This is a genomic window from Actinoallomurus sp. CA-142502, from assembly GCF_050936355.1.
GTDB classification, from domain to species: domain Bacteria; phylum Actinomycetota; class Actinomycetes; order Streptosporangiales; family Streptosporangiaceae; genus Actinoallomurus; species Actinoallomurus iriomotensis.
In genome coordinates this window covers 8,356,013-8,373,323 of sequence record NZ_JBNJMY010000001.1, presented here as the reverse complement: position 1 = coordinate 8,373,323, position 17,311 = coordinate 8,356,013, and the positions used below count along the sequence as shown (strand labels likewise).

Below are 17,311 nucleotides of genomic sequence, written 5' to 3'. Positions count from 1 at the left end.
TCGCAATCGGGCGATCGCCCGCACACCAGGAGGACCCGTGCCCGACGCCGCGCCGCAGCGCTCCGACGCGCTGAAGAACCGGGAGGCGATCCTCCAGGTGGCCCACGACACGCTCGCCGAGTCCCCGGACGCCTCGCTCAACTCGATCGCCAAGCGCGCGGGCGTCGGCGCCGGCACGCTCTACCGGCACTTCCCGACCCGCGAAGCGCTGATCCTGGAGGTCTACCGGCACGACATCGGCCGCCTCGTCGACTCCGTGCCGGACGTCCTGGCCGCCCATACGCCGCTGGACGCGCTGCGGCACTGGTTCACCACCCTCGCGGCCTACGTGCGCCTCAAGCACGGCCTCGGTGACGCGCTGCACACCGCCGCCGCCCAGGAGATCGTCGACGCGACGTACGCCCCCGTCACCGCCGCCATCGGCCGGCTCCTCGACGCCTGCGAACGCGCCGGCGAGGTACGCCCCGGCCTCGACTCCGCCGACGTCCTCTTGCTGATGAGCTGCCTGTGGCGCACCCCCGGCGACCCGGCCGGCACCGCCCAGGCCGACCGCCTGCTGGAACTGGCGATCGACGGCTTCCGGCCGTAGGGCCGGTCACACTGGGGGACGGCCGGACATCACACGAACGGCGCCTGACCTCGATGCCGCAGGTCAGGCGCTGCGATGAAGGGCGGCCCAAAACCGGTCCGAGCCCGGTCCATCACCTGATCGGTGAGGGCGGCGGCATTCCCTTGGCCATCTCGCTGACGGGCGGGAACCGCCTTGCCGCACTGGTTCCGCCGGCTACGCATCCGTTGGGAGATCTGGCGCCGCCTCAAACGATCACTCTGTCGGGAGTTCTCAGCCGAAGACGGCTCGCTCCGCCTTCGCGAGGAGGGCGACCAGTTCGTCGGCTTCTGTCTTGTCGAGGGCCGCGAAGGTGGGGGCCATCAGCTCGTCAGTGAGTCGTTCCGCGGCAATATGTCGGCGCCGTACCTCCTCCGTGACCTCCGGATACGGCCGCGGCCAGCCGAAGTATTCGGCGTTCGCCTCACCGTCGGGCAGGATCGCCGAGGTGCCGCTCACAATCGCCTCCAACGGGCTGAGCCCGCTCGCCAGGACCGCGACGATATGCAGGCCGCCACGGAGCTCACGTACGACATGGGCGAGCTGAATCACCCGTGCTCGGTCATCCTCAGGCAACCGCATCGCCCGCCAACCGGCGAACAGCGGCGCACCCACCACGTTCCCACCGTCCACGACGAGCTGGAGCAGATCGGCCAGGCGCGCCGACTCGGCAAAATCGGCCAGCTTGCGGCGGCCGAAGTCATGAGCCACGACGGCATACCGATCAGCCGCGGTCGCCGCGGAGAGACCGGCGCCGGCTTCCCACGCCTCCCGTACGGTCTCGGCCGGGAAGAAGCCGGCCGCGGACACGACCACATCGGCGTCGACGTCTCCCAGAACCCCGAAGCGACCCCGGAAATACGGCGCCCAGCCGGTCAACGTCACCTCTCTCGAGTAGGCCTTCGCCTCTCGAGAGATCATGAAGGCTCCACCCAGCCGCCCGATCGGCTCGGCCACCGCCGCCGCGATTTCGCGCATCCCAACCGCCCCTCCTCGAACCGAACCGCATTCTATAGTTCTAGGCCCGGCCAATTCGGTTCGCCAGAGGGCGGGGCGGCGCACGACGCGCCGTCGATCGCCCTGAGCCCGTTCAGGAGAACGCGTCTGAACCATCGTGTTGACGGTCATGGCAGCCAGCGCTCGCCCATCCGTGCTACGCGACGCCGGCTGGCGTCGTTAGCGGCGATCCGCCGGTCGATGGAGGTGTCCTCTCCGGATTCTTCGCCTAGCTGCCCCAGCCACATAACGTCCGCGTCATCACTGTCCGTGCGGTTTCGCGTACGAACGATGCCGCGCCACAGCACGGCGGCGGCGAGGAGGATGCCGGCGAGGGCGCCCCAGATCATGAAGGTGCCGATGGCGCTCACACGCTCACCCCCGACAGGGCGAGGGTTGCGCGGAGCCGGGAGCGCGCGGCCCGGCGGGCCGGCGCATCGGCGCGGCGTCGCCGTCCTTCCATGCCGGCGGCTGGAGCGTAGTAAAGCGGGATGTCGATCACAGACGGACCTCCGAGTGGTCGGCCTGCCACATTCGTCCGCGGATGCGTCCATCTGCATGGCCGACTCGATGGCGTACAGCTCATCGAGTATAGGGATGTTTGCCGCAAAACGCCCATAGGCCCATAATTCGGGCACAGTGTGAGAGTATCGGCAGGTCAGCAAGCCCTGAAGCTGATGTAGGCGAGAGGAGGCTTCCGCGAGGACGTCGAGGAAGAGCACCTCTCGCTGAGGTGATCTCCCAGGATCTGGCCGACCCCGACGGACGGTCCGTTCAACCGGGCGCCGGGCAACAGGCTGGGCGACGCGGCGGCCCTGGAACAACCGGCAGGTCGCGGTCACAAGGTAAGTCCTGGAATTCATGGACCAGGAGAAAGCCCGGCTCTCTTGAGCCAGGATTCTCGCCGACCGGGCATTGCGTAATCGCCCAGCTACGAGGTCCCGTTCACACCTCAAGTGTTCCGGATAGCCCCCCACCACCGGAGCATTCGCGGCACAGTCCTACGGAACGCCTCGACCTGCGGGTCCGCTCCGGCTGCTCGCTGTTCCGGTGGACGATCCCCTAACGGAACAGCCGTGAGCGATCAGCGTCACCCGGCTACCCCTGATCATTTTGGCGACAACTGCCGCGTTCCTGAATTCCTCGAATGACCAGGCTCCGGTGGCTCGACCCGCTCCGTTCCGGAGTGACGGTGCGGCGTCCGGTAGGGGCCAAGCGCCTCGACTCCCGCTACGGAACGGGCGTGCGGTGACCGGCCCTGCCCGGCGGCGCATCGGCGTGTAACGCTTCCCTGCGGTTTTCCCAAGGTGGGCAAAGCGACTTCGCAGGGAGGACGGCGATGCATGTCCCGACATCGGCACTGACCCAGAGGCCTTCGATGCCTTCTACCGGCGGCACGTCCGGATGGTGACCGGCTTCGTGGCCCGCCGGGTGCTCGATCCGCATCTTGTGGACGAACTCACCACAGAGGTCTTCCTGGCCGCCATCGAGACGGCGGACCGGTACCGGGCCAGGCTCGGCGGCGAGACGGCCTGGCTGGTGGGCATCGCCCGCAATGTCCTGGCCGCCGAACGCCGCCGCAGTGCCCGGCAGCTCGACAAGGACCGCCGCGCCGGAGGCCGCAGGCCCCTGGCCCCCTACGACATCGAACGTCTAGAGGAGCGGATCGATGTACTGACCGTAGAGGTTGAGTACGGGCGACACGGGGCAGTACAACCAGCCGGCGGGGGACGGGCAGAGCGTGGGCACAGTCGCGCGCAGGCGAATGCCCACACACCGACCCACCCGGGTCGGTGAGGATCGCAACGCGACGACGAGTGCGGGGGCTTGAGGATGAGTTGGCGGCCGCCGGACGCGTGAACACCGAGGAGATCCTCACCGAGCACATCCAACACACCGTCGACCTCCTGCTGGACCGCTCCCACCTTCGTGCCGAGCGCGTAAGCCGCCGTCGCGGGCCTGTGCTACGCCCTGGCCGACGGCACCGTACGCCCCGTCGCGGCCCACGGCCTGGACCTGCCCGTCACCTCGGCACCGTAACGGGGCAGGCAGGGCCCTTCAGATCGGCCACGACCTCGCGCACCTGGGGCGGCTTATCCGGTGGGCGCTCCAGCAGGAACGTCGAACAGTGCCGATGCCGGCGGGCTTAAGAGGGCCGGGGCCCCGCGGCGCGGCGGAGCCGGTTGGCGATCGCCAGTCCCAACCCCTCCTCCACCGGCAAGGACGCGACGATGAGGTCACACCCGGCCTGGTCGAGCTCGCGCAGGAACCCGTACAGCCCGCGCGCGTAGGCGGCCATCGAACCAGGGACCGCCACCACGGCGTGCACCTTGACCGGGGCCTCAGCGAAGGAGGAGGGCACGAGCACGCCCACCCGGTGCCCCAGCTCCTGCGCGAGTTCGGCTTCGGCGACGACCTTCTCGGGTTCGACCAGGACGACTCGCGCCCGCGGCGCGTAGTGGGATGGATGCTGGCCCGGTACCCGGACGCGGCTCGTCGAGTGGACGGCAAGAGAGCGGCCCAGGACCGTTTCGAGGTCCTCGCGTGTCACTCCGCCGGGTCGCAGGATGCTCGGCGTCTCACCCGTGGCGTCGACGATGGTGGACTCGATGCCGACCTCGCAGGCGCCGCCGTCCAGCACGAAGTCGACCTCATCACCGAGCTCGGCGCGGACGTGGTTCGCCGTTGTGGGGCTGACCGAGCCGAAGCGGTTGGCGGACGGGGCTGTGAGGCCCCCGCCGAAGGCCGACAGCAGCCCGAGCGCGAGGGGATGATCGGGCACGCGCACGGCCACCGTCTCCAGGCCACCCGTCGCCTCGAGCGGCACCCGGCGATCACGCCGTAGGACCAGCGTGAGTGGCCCCGGCCAGCAGTGTTCGGCCAACAGGCGTGCGGTCGCGGGAACATCGGCGACCCATTCGTCCAAATGCTTCGCGTCGCCGATGTGGACGATCAGCGGGTGGGAGGGCGGACGCCTCTTGACCTGGAAGGTACGCGCGACCGCGACAGGGTCCTCGGCGTTGGCACCCAGACCATAGACAGTCTCGGTCGGGAAGGCCACCAGGCCTCCGGCGCGCAGCACACCGGCCGCCTTTTCGATGTCACTGATGTTCGCCCTCACCCTCAGAATCCTCCCACCATTCCCTTCCCGCGTTGTCCTACCAGGCCTGGGATGGGCGCGGAGGCGATCGATCCCGAACCGCCGGCCGGCGACGCGGTCGCCAAGCTCAAGCCCGCCGCTGCCGATCGGCAGTCGCGGTACTAGCCGGGTTCGATCGCCAGGGCGTGGCTGAAGACACCGAGTGGATCCCAGCGGGCCTTGATCCGCTGAAGGCGGGGATAGTTGTCTTTGTAGTACAGGGTGTGCCACGGCACGCCGGAGGTGTTCCAGGCCGGGTCGGCCAGGTCGGCGTCGGGATAGTTGATGTAGGAGCCGTCGCTGACCTCGCCGGGCACGGGCACACCCCCGGTGTCGGCGTACACGTCACGGTAGAGGCCGCGTACCCAAGCGAGGTTGGCCGCGTCCTCGCTCTCGTCCGTCCAGACCGTCTCGTAGACCGCCTTCATCACCACGTCCCGCTGGGCGACCGCGGTGGCGCCCGGCGGCACCGCGCGGACCTGTCCGCCGTAGCCGACGAGCAGCATCCCCGCGTTCGGCCCGCCGGCGGAGTCCGTCAGGTGGTGATGGACGGCGGCGAGCTGGGTGTCGGTGAACGACCGGCGTAGGTAGCCGGCCTTGATCTTGTATCGGCGGCTGATCACGTCGCCGGGCTCGCCGGTGCCCGGCCACGTCGTCGCGTGCAGCCACGGCATGATCCGCCGGGCGTTCAGCGTCGGCCTCGTGCCGGCGGTGATCTCGGAGACGAAGTCGGTCACCAGGCGGTCCGCGTGCGGGATGCCCGCGTCGATCTGCGTGACCATCGAGAAGCTTCCGGCGCTGCGGTGCGCTGGCATGAGGATGGCGTACAGGCCGGCGTATGGAGAGCCGGGTGCGCTGTTGCGCTCGTGCCAGGCGCCGAAGGCGCGCAGCAGCCCGGTGAACGCTCGCTCGGTCATCCCGTCCCACGACCAGGTGACAAGACACTCCAGCATCTCCCGCGGCGCGGCAGGCAGCAGCCGGGACGGCTCGTCGCCGGCAGCCTTGGGTGAGCGCAGCCAGTAGCGGGTGACCACGCCGAAGTTGCCGCCACCGCCGCCGGTGTGCGCCCACCAGAGGTCACGGTTCGGGTCATCGGCCTCGCGGGTGGCGACCACGGCGCGGGCGGTGCCGTCCCGATCGACCACCACGACCTCCACCCCGTACAGGTGGTCCACGACCGAGCCGTACCGGCGGGACAGCGGCCCGTACCCGCCGCCGGCGAAATGGCCGCCCGCGCCCACCTCCGGACAACCGCCGGCGGGGATCGTCACGCCCCACCCCGTGAACAGCGTCCGGTACACGTGCCCGAGAGTGGCCCCAGGCTGTACGGCGAACGCCCGGCGCCGGGCGTCGTAGCCGACCGCGTTCATCGGTGACAGGTCCAGCAGCGACCGTACGGCCCGGTCGGCGGTGAAGTTCTCGAAGCAGTGCCCGCCGCTGCGCGCCGCGACCCGCCGCCCGGCTCGTACCGCCTCAGACACCGCGCGCACGACCTGATCGGTGGAGCCGGCCACGCGGATCTCGTCGGGCCGGCCCACGAACCGGAAGTTATTGCCCCGCAGCAGGCCGTCGTACCGCGCGTCACCCGGCCGGATCGTCACCGGCCCGAACATCGGCTCTTCCGGCACCGCCGCACCGGAGGAGCGCGTGCCCACGACTCCGGCGGCCACGACGGCGCCCGCGCCGGTCAGCAGGCCACGACGCCGCACCCCTTCGTTCATCGTCGAAACACCCCTTCCATCCGTCCGGACATCAGCGTGTCGACCCGGGACCCGGGCGCGCACCAACCGTTCTTCCGAGCCTGCGGATGAACCGCCCGATCAACCAGATGGCCGATTCGGGTCCACCAGCCGGCGGGCACGAATCGGGACCGATCCGACATGGGCGGCGATCACGGCTCGCCGCGGGTCTGTCCGGCTGACGGCGGCCGGTGGTGGTGAACGTGCGGGTGCGCCGGCTCGCCTGCAGGGGCTGGCGGTGCCCCCGGCAGACGTTCCGGGGACAGGCGTCCGAACCACCCGCCTGGCCGCCCAGGTCGGGGCGGTGGCACGAAAGTTCGCGGGCCGGGCCAGTGCCCGCGTGCTGCCCGCACAGGCGACTTTGATATTCCCTGACGCCTCGCCGTGGATTTCGAGCCCCTCTAGAAGGACGGAGCGGCGTTTCGGCTCCCTCTCCTCTGATGGTGAGCTGGCATCCTACGATCATGAGTCTCGCCACCGATGAAGACCAGGTCCGCCGGCTGGTCGCGGAGATGTACGCCACGGTTTCCGGTCCAGCGGGGCCCCGGGACTGGTCGCGAGACCGCGAGGTGCTCCATCCCGACTGCCGCCTTATGCGGACCGTGCGTGACGACCAGGGGCGGCCGACTTTGAACGTCCTGACGCTCGATGAGTTCATTGAGGACGTCACGCCGCTGCTCGCCGCGACCGACCTCTATGAGATCGAGGTCGAAAGCGAGATCCGGTTGTTCGGCAATATCGGCCACGTGTGGAGCGCCTACGTGGGCAAGCACTCGCTGGACGAGCCGGAACCGGCATTCCGCGGGGTCAACACGATCCAGGTCCACCGCGATGCGGGCGGCCGGTGGTGGATTTCCAGCATGCTATGGGATAACGAGCGTCCCTGAGCCGGCACCCGGGGGAGAGCGACGCTTCTTGGCCGGGTGTCCCGGTCGGGCGAAATTCGGCTGTCCGCGCAGCCACGGTGTCGGCGGAATTCCGCTATCCATCCCTTCGAAGCGCATCCGCAGGTAGCCGTATCTCCCGCCCGAGGCGTTGAAGGGGTCGGAATGGCCTCATCGAGCTCGGCCCTCCGCCGGTCGCGCCGCCGCCACGCTCGGGCATGGGTTGATCCGTCCGCAACACGATGACGAGCCCGCTCCAAAAGGTGAAGGCGTTCCCCTCCCGGCTGCGTCAACGGATTCAAGGCAATTCGTCGGAGGGCCGCGGATCTTAGTGTGGATGCTCGCCGACGACCTCGAGCCGCGTGACGCGCTCGGCATCCCAGCCTCTCAGTTTTCTGATCACCGAAGAGAACATTGCCCTACCTGGCAGTCCTCGTCAGGGCGCCTCACGCTGACCGTGTCAAAGTTCGTCGGGCGGCGGTGGGCGACCAGCGGCCGGATCGGGATCGGGCGGCGATGGTGGGCGACAGGTTCGCGACCGTCTCGTCGCACAGCACCCCGTCCCTCATCGGGCCGTGAAGAGTCGAAGACCCGGTCCACGCCGTGTGGCTCGTGCTCGGACGCCCCGTCGGACAGCGCGACTCCTTCACACCATGCCCGGTTCCGCCGCCGTGGCCTCGGCCTGTGCGTCTTCGCCGAGGAGGTGGCGCCGCAGGAACTCCAGCTCAGCCGACACGACCTTCTCGTGCTCGTCCAGGAACGGCGCATAGTGCCCGCCCTTGAGACGGACCAGTTCCCCGCGCGGTGCCCGCTCGGCCGTACGTATCGCGGCCTTCGGCGGGGCCGACCTGTCGCTGTCGCCCGCCACGACGAGCAGTGGGCATCGGACACGAGAGGCCTGCCGGACCGGCCGGTAGCCGCCGAGAATCAGGGTCGAGCGAGCGGCGACCGCCATCTGCCACTCCGGGTACCGGCCGTCCGGGTCGAGGGCCCGAGGCCCCTGCTTGCCATCTGGTGTGGTCAGGGCCGAGACGGTGCCCGGCTCGCCGGCCAGCGGCACCAGCACGGGCGGGCGGCCGACCCGGCCACCCACGGCGTCGCGGACGGCCCGGCCGAGCAAACGCAGCGCCGCCGTGGGCCGCTGGTATCGCCCGGCGCTGAGCGTGGTGGCCACGCCGTCGACCGTCGGAGTCTGGGCGACCGCGGCCGCCAGACTCGGATGGTCCGCCGCCACGCGGATGATGTGGCCGCCGGCCAGGGAGAAACCCCACGCGGCGATCCGATCCGGGTTGACGCCGGGCAACGTCGCGGCGTGCGCGATCGCGGCGTTCCAGTCGGCCAGCTGCTCCCGCATGCGGACGACCTGCCGCGGTCCCCCGCCGCTGTCGCCGAACCCCCGATGATCGAAGGCCAGGACACTGAACCCGGCCTCCTGGAACCGGGCGGCGAACCGATCGGTACCCGGCTCCTTGGTCACGCCGAAGCCCGCAGCCATGACCACGCAGGCGCCGTTGTCGCCCGCATAGTGCCACGCCGCGCACTCGGCGTCATCGCTGACGAAACGAACCTGCTGTCGCTTTGTGAACCCCCGCATGACCAGCCTCCGATTTCGTTTATGAGGTAAGTGAACCACGTGGTTCACAACATGCCGCCTTTGGGGGGCACTCAGCGGCCTCTGGGTTCCTTCGGCATGACCCAGGACCCGGCGCGGATCGAGTCGCGGTATGCCCTGCCCCTCTACTGCGCCTCGAAGGCCGCGGTCACGATGCTCACGACGCAGTACGCCAAGGAACTGAAGGAGGTGAAGGTCAACGCCGCAGACCCCGGGCAGACCGCGACGACTTCACCGGCGGCCTCGGGCACAGCGTCGCCGAGGGCGCCGAGTCCATCGTGACCCTCACGACGACCGGCCCGTCTAGGTCGCCCTGGGCATCAACTGCGCCGGCGAACGCGACGGTGGGTTGCGGAAAACCGCGCTTGCCGTCAGGACCGTCCGCCCCTCACTGTGGAGCCGCGCGGACACGAACGTCACCGTCCGCGTCGACTGATCGACCGTCGCCTCCCCGAACAGCAGCTCACCACCACGCGCGGGTGCCAGCATCGAGCATGACAACTGGAGCGTCACGGGATGGCGGTCGGGGTCCGCACCGAGGAAGGACTCGACCGTGGCGCCCAGGGTGATGTCGAGGACGGTCATGAGGAAACCGCCGTGCGCGGTGCCGTTGGGATTGAGATGGTGCGGTGCCGGCGACACGCACAGGTCGGTCCGGTCGGTGCCGCGCCGCCACAGCAGGCCGCCGACATGGCCGAGGAAGGTGCCATCCTGGTCGAGCGGAACGAAGCCCTCGGGAACGCCGTTCATGCTTCCTCCACCAGGACGATCCATGTCGCCGCCATCGCGGGCCGTTCGCTCGCCCGCCGTTCGAGCCGACACCCAAGGCTGAGCCGGGTGGTGGGGCCGGGGCCCGGCGCCACGGCGTCCAGGGACAACCGCAGGCGGAACTCATCGCCTGGGGAGACCGGTGCGGTGAACCGGATCCGCTCCAGCCCATAGTTGGTCCACCTGGTGGCCTTGGCGATGGTGTAGCACTGGTTCGCCAGCGCGGTGACCGTGGAGAGCACCAGGAATCCGTGGGCGAGGAGACCGTTCAGGCCGGCCTCGTCGCGGGCCCGTACCGGGTCCGTGTGGATCCAGTGCCGGTCGTGCGTGAGTTCGGCGAAGCCGAGCACGTCGTCCTGCTCGAGCGATGCCCAGCCGCTGATCCCGATCTCGCTTCCGACGTGGGCTTGGAGGTCGGCAGCGCGGTCGACGGCCAGGGTTCTGGTTGGGTTCCCGATCTTCACGATCCCGCTCTCTGCCGGTCGTATATCTGCTCGACGAGCCGACCCCGCCGTTCCAGGATGACATTGCGCACGAGCTGTCCCTTGCTGCCCACCTCGTCGCCCTCGGGTTCGAGCAGGGCGCCGTCGAGGACCCGGGTGCTCGGCTTGGTGTTCTCACGGTTGTAGGCGTCCAGCAGCAGCCGCAGGTCGTCCTCGCCGAACGGTGCGGCGGCACGGCTGTCCGCCCAGACGAGCACGCACGGTGCGGACCGGTTGGCGCCGAACACGACGATGTCGCGCAACCGTCCCGCGCTGCGGGCCAGCAGGCTCGCGCGGATGCCGCTGGTGTCGACCCAGGTGCCGTTGGCCAGCTTGAAGTCGTCGGCGATCCGGCCGGTGAAGCGCAATCCGCGCTCCGGGCGGGCGGGATCGATGAGTTCGCCCGCGTCGCCCGAGCAGTACCAGCCGTCGGCGGTGAACGCCGCTCGGCTCTGCTCGGGCAGTCGCCAGTATCCGCCGGCGACGCATGGCCCGCGGACCAGGAGTTCGTGCTTTCCCGCGACGGGACGCAGTCCGATCTCGACACCGGGCAGCGGCGTCCCGATGCAGTCCGGGGCGACTCCGGGCGCGTGCACCATGGTCGCGCCGGGGCCCACCTCGGTCGAGCCCCATCCGGTCACTATGGGGACCGGGCGTCCGCGCACCGCCGCCGAGAGTTCCGACAGCCGGCGGAACACGCTCGGGTGCATGGCCGCGCCGGCACTGAACATGACGTCGAGGCGGCCGAAGAACGCCGCGCGGAAGTCCGGATCGGCCTCCAGCACGGGCAGGAGTGCCGCGAACCCGGACGGAACCGCGCCGTGGAAGGTGGGCCGGTGACGGCGGAGGTTCCGGATCGTGACGTCGAGGCGGTCCGGCCGGCCCGCGGCCTCGTCGATGTGCAGTGTTCCGCCCTGGGACAGCACGAGGTTGACGTTGGCGTTGCCGCCGAAGGCGTGGTTCCACGGCAGCCAGTCGACCAGTACCGGGCGGTGGCCGGTCAGGAAGGGCCAGACGTCGAGCGTCATCTGGATGTTCGTCGTCATCATCGACTGGGTGTAGGCCACCGGCTTCGGCCGACCGGTCGAACCGGAGGTGAGGAGGATCTTCGTCGGGGCCGTGGGGTCGATGTTCTCGGGCGCCGGCCGTGCAGCGTCGTCGGGAGTCGCGCACCGCAGTTCCCGGACGGCCGGGCGGCCGACGAGCACGCGGGCCGGTGCGCCGGCGGGCAGGGCCTCCGCCAGGACCGCCGCGTGGGCCGAGTCGGCCGCCCAGACCAGTGTCGGTTCGAGCAGGGCGAGGAGATCGGCCAGCTTGCCTCGGTCGGCCGAGGCCCCGGCGTACTGCGGTGCGACGGGCACGGCTACGGCGCCGGCCAGCATCGTGGCCAGCCCCATGGTCATGTGCTCGACGGAGTTCGGACCCAGCACCACCACGCGGTCCCCGCGCCGCAGACCGCGCTGGACCAGCGCCGCGGCGACCCGGCTCACGTCCTCCCACGCCTGAGCGTAGGACCAGGCCGTCCGGTCCGCGCCCGTGGCTACCGTGAGCAAGGCGGCGTCCGGTGTCTCGGCGCCGAATCGGCGCAACCAGTGCAGGACGGTCGGCGTCGCCGTACCCGCCGGAATCCGGGACCGCAGCACGAGCACGCCATCCGGATCGCGACGGCAGTCGACCGCGGGCGTTGCGAACATGCTCATGTGCGGGGCTCCGCGCCGTGGTCCACGGAGTGCAGCAGCGCGAGCACATCAACGGCGGCCGCGTCCCTGGCGGCGAGGACGTCGCCGATCGACCGGCCGTCGAGGACCTCGTCCCCGGCCGCGACCAGCCGGGCCCGGGCGTCCTCGTCGAGATGCGGTGTGCCCAGGTCGGACCACCACCCCTCGATGGTGTCCGCGAACGAGCGCATCGCGCCACGCATCCCGTCGGGACCGCCGGCCAGCGCAAGCGACATGAGCGGGCCGCCGATCAGGAACCGCGGGGTTATGCCGTGCACCACGGCGTCCTCGATGCCGCTTGCGTCCACGACGCCCTCGGCGAGCAGGTGCGTCACTTCCCTCAGCATCGCGAAGGTCAGCCGGTTGGTGAGGTAGCCGGGGATCTCGCGGTGCAGCAGCACCGGGCGCTTGCCCAGGTCGGTGAGGTGGGCAAGCACCGCGGTGACGACGGTGGGCGAGGTCGCCTTGCCCGCCAGGACCTCCACGAGTGGGAGCGCGTAGACCGGACTCTGCGGATGGGCGACGACCAGACGCTCTGGGTGGTCCATGCGGGTCTGCAGGTCCGACGGCATGAGGCCACCGCTGCTCGACAGGATCGGGACCTCGGGCGCGACCGCGGCCTCGATGCTCCGATACGCGCCCTGCTTGGCCTCGACGGACTCGGGGACGTTCTCGTGCACCAGGGTCGCGGCACCGAGACCGGCGGTCGGGACCAGCCGGAGCAGGTCCAGGGGCGCCGACATGGGCGCGTCGGGCACGGTGCGACGGACCGAGGGCCACACGCCCTCAAGGTACGACGTCAGCCTCCCCAGCGCGGCGGGTGCCGGATCCACCACCAGCACCGGGCGGCGGCGGGCGAGATAAGTGGCGGCCCATCCGCCGCCGATCGTCCCAGCGCCCACCAGGCCGATCGGTTCGTCGTTCCAGTCGTTGGGCATGCCTGACCTCCCTGTCAGTGTCGTCGCGTGCCGGGTCAGGAGGCGTCTTCGCGCAGCGAGTCCATATCCGGAACCGGACCGGAGCGGGTGAGCAGCGCCTTGCGGCGGAGGAAGCGCAACATGCCGTTGGGCCCCATGCGCGAGCCGCCCAACCCGGAGAGGTTGTAGGAGGTCTTTTCGACGTCGCGCATGATGGTGATGGTCAGCGAGGTGTCCATCAGGCTGACGGCGCCGGCGTCGAGGCGCCGCCCTATCGCCCTGGCCTCGTTCTCGTCACCGGCGAACACCGCGGCGGACAGGCCGTAGTCGCTGTCGTTGGCGAGCCGGACCGCCTCATCGATGTCGTCGTAGGCCTGCACCGGGACGACGGGTCCGAACGTCTCCTCGCGCATGATCTTCATGTCGTGATCGACGCCCGTGAGTACCGTCGCGTGCATGTAGCGACCGCCGCCGAGCGTCTCGCTGCGGCCGCCGCAGTGCAGGATGGCGCCACGGGCCAGCGCGTCGGCCAGGTGGGCGTCGACGATGTCGGCCTGCCTGCCGAGGATGAAGGGGCCGATATGGCCCCGGTCGACGTCCGGGTAGTTCAGCTCGAGCCGCCGGGCCTGGCTGGTCAGCTCCTCGACGAAGGCGTCGTGCACGGACCGGTCGACGTATACGCGCTCGGTCGCGAAGCACACCTGCCCCGTGTTGTGCACAGCGCCCTTGAGGACCGCGGCCGCGGCCTGCCGCAGGTCCGCCGAGGCGGTGACGATCGCCGCGTCCTTGCCGCCGAGTTCGAGGAACGCCGGAATGAAGCGGCGGGCACAAGTCTGCGCCAGTGCGCGACCGGTGGAGACGCTGCCGGTGAAACACAGCGCGTCCACCTCCTCGACGATGGACCGGCCCGTATCGGGTCCACCCGTCACGAAGTGCAGCACGGCGGCCAGGTCGGGTACCTCGGCGATGCTGGCGGCAACCGGCTCGACGAAGCGGGGTGCCACCTCGCTCGGCTTGACGATCACCGCACAGCCCGCGAGCAACGCGGGCACGGCGTCCAGCGTCGAGAGCAGGAACGGATGGTTCCACGGGCTGATCACACCGAGCAGGCCGTACGGGTCGAACTCGGTGTCGTAGCGCACCGTGGCGGACGTGCTCGAAACGCCGTGCAGCCGAGCGCGCTCGAGGATCGTGGGTGCGGCGTCACACCATCCGCGGATCGAGGCCGCGACCATGTACGGCACCTCGTGAGACACCCGGCTGCGGCCGGTGTCGACCGTCTCGGCGTCCCCGATCGCCTTGGCGTTCGCCTCGATGGCGTCCGCCCAGCGGCGCAACACGGCCGTCCGGTGGCCGATCCCGGCCGCGGTCCACGCGGGCTGGGCCTTGCGGAGGCCGGCACAGCGTTCGGCGATCTCGGTCCGGTCGGGTGGATGGATCAGGTAGTCGACGCGCCCCGTTCGGGGATTGCGGACGGGCAGTGCGCCATCGGCCGTCATGGCCTCGACGTCATGGCTGCCCGGAAGCTGGGTTGATGTCACAGAAACGCGTCCTCTCGCTGCCCGAGGAAGTCCAGGACGAGCTCGTTGAACCGACGATGCCGCTCCCACTGTGGCCAGTGCCCCGCGCCATCGACCAGCTCGAAGCGCCCGTTCGGGAGCTTGTCCGCCATGCGCAGCCCGACGGCGGCCGGCCCCGAGGGGTCGTCACTGGTCCAGACCACGAGCGTGGGCACGGTGATGGCGGCCAGTTCGTCGTCGGTGATCATGTTGCGCGCCCGGACGTCTCCGTCCTGCAGGCACATGATGTTCCGCATCGACTCGGCGAACGGCGGCTGGGCGTAGATGGTCCGCCGGACGTCGACCAGCTCCTGAGTGACACTCGCCGGGTCGGCCATCAGCCAGCTCACGCGGGCGCGGATGCGCTCGTCACTCGGGTCGTCGGCGGCGCCCTGGGACAGCGTGCGGATCCGCTCCCGGACAGCCGGGTCGGACAGCGCACCACCAGGGGTGTTCAACACCATCCGGCCCACTCGCTCCGGGTGCGCGTACGCGGCCTTCACCGCGACCCAGCCACCGAGCGACTCTCCGTTCAGATGTGCCCGTTCCACACCGAGCGCGTCGAGAAGGCTCATGAGGTGGGCGACGTAGTCCGGCAGTTCGAGCGGCCGAGTCGCCGGGGTGGTCAGCCCGTGCCCCGGGTAGTCGTAGGCGATCACGCGGTACCGCGCGGCGAGGGCGGGGATGTTGCGGGCGTAGGCCTCCAGATGCCCGCCGACGCCGTGCAGCAGGACCACGGTCTCCGGTCCCGTGCCGGCCTCCAGCACACGGGTGTTCCACTCGCCGACCTGCACGTGTCGGATCGTCAGGTCCTGCCCGATCAGCGCGGTCCAGATGCTCGGCTCGTCGGTGACGGGGGCGGGAATGGGGACGGTCACGCGTTCCTCCGGGTCTCTGCGGTGGTGATGCCGAAGCCGGCGATCCATTCCGGGATCGGGCGGTAGAAGCTGCCGCGCATGGCGTAGGGACCGGCGGTGGCCAGGGCCGCGTAGCAGGCCAGCCAGGTGCGAACTTCGTGGGCGGAGTTGCCCGCCTCGGCGGTGATCCAGGTGTTGGTCCAGGTGTCGGTGGTGGTGAGGCGCCCCTCGGCCAGCAGGTCCAAGAACGCGCGGTCCCAGTCCGGGTTCAGTCGTGGCCCCGGCTCCCCAGCCGCGACGGCCAGCCCGGCGTCACGGACCCGGGCCTCGCGCCCGGCCCGCTCTTCGGGTGTTGGATGCCGGCCGGCGATCAGCCGGGCGGCGACCTCGGGCGGCGCGCCCTCCAGCGTGGGCAGCGGCGGATCGTGGGAGAGGCCGCCGGAGCCGAGCAGCAACACCCGGCGGTCGAGCGCGAGCAGGGCTCGGCCCAGTGCCTCGCCGAGCCGGCGGGTGCGCCGTACGGGGCCGAACGGCACCGCCACGGAGTTGATGAAGACCGGCACCGTCGCGACGGCGTCGATCGCTCCGAACAACAACTCCAGGGGCTGGGCGAAGCCGTGGTCGACGACCATCCGCTCGGACATGGCCAGGTCGATGCCCGCCGCCAGGACCTCCCGGACGACGTGCCGTGCGGCTTCCCGGTCGACCGCGAGTGGTCCCCGCGCCGTCCCGTAGTCGCCGACGGACTCGGCCGCGGTGCCCACGCAGAACGGCGGCATCAGGTCGTAGAACATGCCGTTGTAGTGGTCCGGTGCGACCACGACGACCAGATCGGGCCGGAAGTCCGCGGCGAAGGCCCGGGCCTGCGCGAACGCCGCGTCGACCGCGGCCCGGGCGTCGCCGCGTGGCTCAACGGTACGCATGAGCGGCGAGTGCGACGCGGTGACGACGGCCAGCGGCATCGGGACCTCCTCGATGGCGGGGATGCGCCGAACGCTACGACTACCCGGCCATATAGGTCTATGTGAAAGTTCGGCATCAGGAATTAGCATTTCGGCTATGAGTTCGCCGACGGCGCCGGACAACCGGATCTCCCTGCACAAACTCGAGGTGTTCTGCAGCGTGGTGGAGCGAGGTGGTGTCCGCCTCGCCGCGGAGGATCTGTTCGTCTCCCAGCCGGTGGTCAGTGCCCACCTGCGCTCGCTGGAGGAACGCCTGAAGGTCAAGCTCTTCCAACGCGACGGCCGGGGCATGAAGCTGACCGAGGCCGGTGCCGAGGTGCACCAGTGGGCCACCGAGGTGTTGCGGGGGCGCACCGAACTCGACCGGAGTCTGCGCGACATCTCCCGCGGGGTGGTCGGGCGGGCTTCGATCGCGTCGAGCATGTCCGTGGGCAACTACGTGCTGCCGCAAATCCTGGTGGACTTCCGTCGCGCACATCCACAGGCGTCGATCTCGCTGAACCAGTCGACCGTGGAGATCGCCCTGGAGCGCACGCTCGACGGCCGCTCCGACTTCGCGGTCGTCGCCACGGACGCCGTGCTCGACGCCAACTCCTTTGAGTCCGAACTGATCGCTCGGCCGCCGTTCTGCCTGGTCGCGGCGCCCGATGATGAGCAGGTCGGCGACTCGGCGACGGTCGCCGAGTTGACCGCGCTTCCGTTCGTCTGCCCGCCGTCCGGCGCGGCGATTCGCCGCAGCCAAGACTCGGCGTTGGCCTCTCTCGGGGTCGTGGACCGGCGGGTGGAGATCGAACTCGGCAGCGCCGAGTCCATGAAGGTGGCCGTACAGGGCGGACTCGGCGTGGCGCTGCTCTGGCGAGAATCCGTGCGTCGCGAACTGGAAGCGGGCCTCCTGCGCGAGGTGCGAATCACCGGGCACACGCTGTACGACAAGCTCTACCTGGTGCGGCGTCGCGGCAAGAGGCTCACCGCTCTCCAGTCGACGCTGACCACCGTGCTTCTGGATGGCATCCGGGAGCTGCTGGACCAGGAGAGATAGCTTTTTGACTCAGTGAAGTCGCCGAAAATCGT

At 70.2% G+C, this 17,311-nt stretch carries 17 protein-coding genes; 5 read left to right on the top strand and 12 right to left on the bottom strand.

The genetic code is table 11. The annotated features are described in order from the left end of the window. The first annotated feature begins 37 nt into the window (after positions 1-37). Complete coding sequence (locus tag ACQEV1_RS39070) at positions 38-589, top strand: TetR/AcrR family transcriptional regulator (RefSeq protein WP_433401404.1); 552 nt, start codon at positions 38-40, stop codon at positions 587-589. Positions 590-841: 252 nt separating this feature from the next. Here ACQEV1_RS39070 and ACQEV1_RS39065 read toward each other — a convergent pair whose 3' ends face one another. Then, a complete protein-coding gene (locus ACQEV1_RS39065) occupies positions 842-1,585 on the bottom strand; it encodes an SCO6745 family protein (RefSeq protein WP_433401401.1) in 744 nt (247 codons plus the stop codon). 146 nt (positions 1,586-1,731) lie between these two features. Further along, on the bottom strand, positions 1,732-1,974 hold the full coding sequence (locus tag ACQEV1_RS39060; RefSeq protein ID WP_285580030.1) for a hypothetical protein: 243 nt from the start codon (positions 1,972-1,974) through the stop codon (positions 1,732-1,734). A gap of 982 nt (positions 1,975-2,956) precedes the next feature. Between ACQEV1_RS39060 and ACQEV1_RS39055 the strand changes: the two genes are divergently transcribed. Beyond that, positions 2,957-3,400, top strand: coding sequence for an RNA polymerase sigma factor (locus tag ACQEV1_RS39055; RefSeq protein WP_433406058.1), 444 nt, complete (start codon positions 2,957-2,959; stop codon positions 3,398-3,400). Positions 3,401-3,749: 349 nt separating this feature from the next. On the opposite strand, the gene ACQEV1_RS39050 is transcribed toward ACQEV1_RS39055, so the two are convergent. After that, entirely contained in the window at positions 3,750-4,724 is a 975-nt protein-coding gene (locus tag ACQEV1_RS39050; RefSeq protein WP_433401397.1) for an L-threonylcarbamoyladenylate synthase, read from the bottom strand. 140 nt (positions 4,725-4,864) lie between these two features. Beyond that, entirely contained in the window at positions 4,865-6,463 is a 1,599-nt protein-coding gene (locus ACQEV1_RS39045; RefSeq protein ID WP_433401394.1) for an FAD-binding oxidoreductase, read from the bottom strand. A gap of 482 nt (positions 6,464-6,945) precedes the next feature. On the opposite strand from ACQEV1_RS39045, the gene ACQEV1_RS39040 reads away from it, so the two are divergent. Next, on the top strand, positions 6,946-7,368 hold the full coding sequence (locus ACQEV1_RS39040) for a hypothetical protein (protein ID WP_285628269.1): 423 nt from the start codon (positions 6,946-6,948) through the stop codon (positions 7,366-7,368). A 643-nt stretch (positions 7,369-8,011) separates the two neighbouring features. Here ACQEV1_RS39040 and ACQEV1_RS39035 read toward each other — a convergent pair. Next, positions 8,012-8,959 (bottom strand): alpha/beta hydrolase, encoded by a 948-nt coding sequence (locus tag ACQEV1_RS39035; protein WP_433401391.1) that lies wholly within the window; start codon positions 8,957-8,959, stop codon positions 8,012-8,014. Between the two features lie 96 nt (positions 8,960-9,055). Between ACQEV1_RS39035 and ACQEV1_RS39030 the strand changes: the two genes are divergently transcribed. Continuing rightward, positions 9,056-9,259, top strand: a complete 204-nt coding sequence (locus tag ACQEV1_RS39030; RefSeq protein ID WP_285628275.1) for an SDR family NAD(P)-dependent oxidoreductase — start codon at positions 9,056-9,058, stop codon at positions 9,257-9,259. 21 nt (positions 9,260-9,280) lie between these two features. Here the strand turns inward: ACQEV1_RS39030 and ACQEV1_RS39025 are convergent, their stop codons facing one another. The 7 genes from ACQEV1_RS39025 to ACQEV1_RS38995 are packed head-to-tail and all read right to left on the bottom strand — an operon-like array spanning position 9,281 to position 16,240. Next, complete coding sequence (locus ACQEV1_RS39025; protein WP_285628278.1) at positions 9,281-9,727, bottom strand: PaaI family thioesterase; 447 nt, start codon at positions 9,725-9,727, stop codon at positions 9,281-9,283. After that, the gene (locus ACQEV1_RS39020) at positions 9,724-10,209 is read right to left on the bottom strand and encodes a MaoC/PaaZ C-terminal domain-containing protein (protein ID WP_285628281.1); all 486 of its coding nucleotides are present in this window, start codon (positions 10,207-10,209) and stop codon (positions 9,724-9,726) included. The genes ACQEV1_RS39025 and ACQEV1_RS39020 overlap by 4 nt, the downstream gene beginning before the upstream one ends. Further along, the gene (locus ACQEV1_RS39015) at positions 10,206-11,927 is read right to left on the bottom strand and encodes an AMP-binding protein (protein ID WP_433401386.1); all 1,722 of its coding nucleotides are present in this window, start codon (positions 11,925-11,927) and stop codon (positions 10,206-10,208) included. Before ACQEV1_RS39015 ends, ACQEV1_RS39020 begins: the two co-directional genes overlap by 4 nt. After that, positions 11,924-12,883: a 3-hydroxyacyl-CoA dehydrogenase NAD-binding domain-containing protein gene (locus ACQEV1_RS39010; RefSeq protein WP_433401383.1), complete on the bottom strand. Its 960-nt coding sequence runs from the start codon at positions 12,881-12,883 to the stop codon at positions 11,924-11,926. The genes ACQEV1_RS39015 and ACQEV1_RS39010 overlap by 4 nt, the downstream gene beginning before the upstream one ends. Before the next feature lie 35 nt (positions 12,884-12,918). Continuing rightward, on the bottom strand, positions 12,919-14,403 hold the full coding sequence (locus ACQEV1_RS39005) for an aldehyde dehydrogenase family protein (protein ID WP_433401380.1): 1,485 nt from the start codon (positions 14,401-14,403) through the stop codon (positions 12,919-12,921). Continuing rightward, positions 14,400-15,299, bottom strand: coding sequence for an alpha/beta fold hydrolase (locus ACQEV1_RS39000; protein WP_433401377.1), 900 nt, complete (start codon positions 15,297-15,299; stop codon positions 14,400-14,402). The genes ACQEV1_RS39005 and ACQEV1_RS39000 overlap by 4 nt, the downstream gene beginning before the upstream one ends. After that, the gene (locus tag ACQEV1_RS38995) at positions 15,296-16,240 is read right to left on the bottom strand and encodes a 3-carboxyethylcatechol 2,3-dioxygenase (RefSeq protein WP_433401374.1); all 945 of its coding nucleotides are present in this window, start codon (positions 16,238-16,240) and stop codon (positions 15,296-15,298) included. Before ACQEV1_RS38995 ends, ACQEV1_RS39000 begins: the two co-directional genes overlap by 4 nt. A gap of 97 nt (positions 16,241-16,337) precedes the next feature. On the opposite strand from ACQEV1_RS38995, the gene ACQEV1_RS38990 reads away from it, so the two are divergent. Then, the gene (locus ACQEV1_RS38990; protein ID WP_285628298.1) at positions 16,338-17,279 is read left to right on the top strand and encodes a LysR family transcriptional regulator; all 942 of its coding nucleotides are present in this window, start codon (positions 16,338-16,340) and stop codon (positions 17,277-17,279) included. Positions 17,280-17,311 lie beyond the last annotated feature (32 nt).

Bases quoted from the DNA above. Each gene is read 5' to 3' on its own strand.
- ACQEV1_RS38995 (WP_433401374.1), bottom strand. From the start codon at position 16,240: ATGCCGCTGGCCGTCGTCACCGCGTCGCACTCGCCGCTCATGCGTACC.
- ACQEV1_RS38990 (WP_285628298.1), top strand. From the start codon at position 16,338: ATGAGTTCGCCGACGGCGCCGGACAACCGGATCTCCCTGCACAAACTC.
- ACQEV1_RS39045 (WP_433401394.1), bottom strand. From the start codon at position 6,463: ATGAACGAAGGGGTGCGGCGTCGTGGCCTGCTGACCGGCGCGGGCGCC.
- ACQEV1_RS39025 (WP_285628278.1), bottom strand. From the start codon at position 9,727: ATGAACGGCGTTCCCGAGGGCTTCGTTCCGCTCGACCAGGATGGCACC.
- ACQEV1_RS39030 (WP_285628275.1), top strand. From the start codon at position 9,056: ATGACCCAGGACCCGGCGCGGATCGAGTCGCGGTATGCCCTGCCCCTC.
- ACQEV1_RS39065 (WP_433401401.1), bottom strand. From the start codon at position 1,585: ATGCGCGAAATCGCGGCGGCGGTGGCCGAGCCGATCGGGCGGCTGGGT.
- ACQEV1_RS39035 (WP_433401391.1), bottom strand. From the start codon at position 8,959: ATGCGGGGGTTCACAAAGCGACAGCAGGTTCGTTTCGTCAGCGATGAC.
- ACQEV1_RS39015 (WP_433401386.1), bottom strand. From the start codon at position 11,927: ATGAGCATGTTCGCAACGCCCGCGGTCGACTGCCGTCGCGATCCGGAT.
- ACQEV1_RS39040 (WP_285628269.1), top strand. From the start codon at position 6,946: ATGAGTCTCGCCACCGATGAAGACCAGGTCCGCCGGCTGGTCGCGGAG.
- ACQEV1_RS39010 (WP_433401383.1), bottom strand. From the start codon at position 12,883: ATGCCCAACGACTGGAACGACGAACCGATCGGCCTGGTGGGCGCTGGG.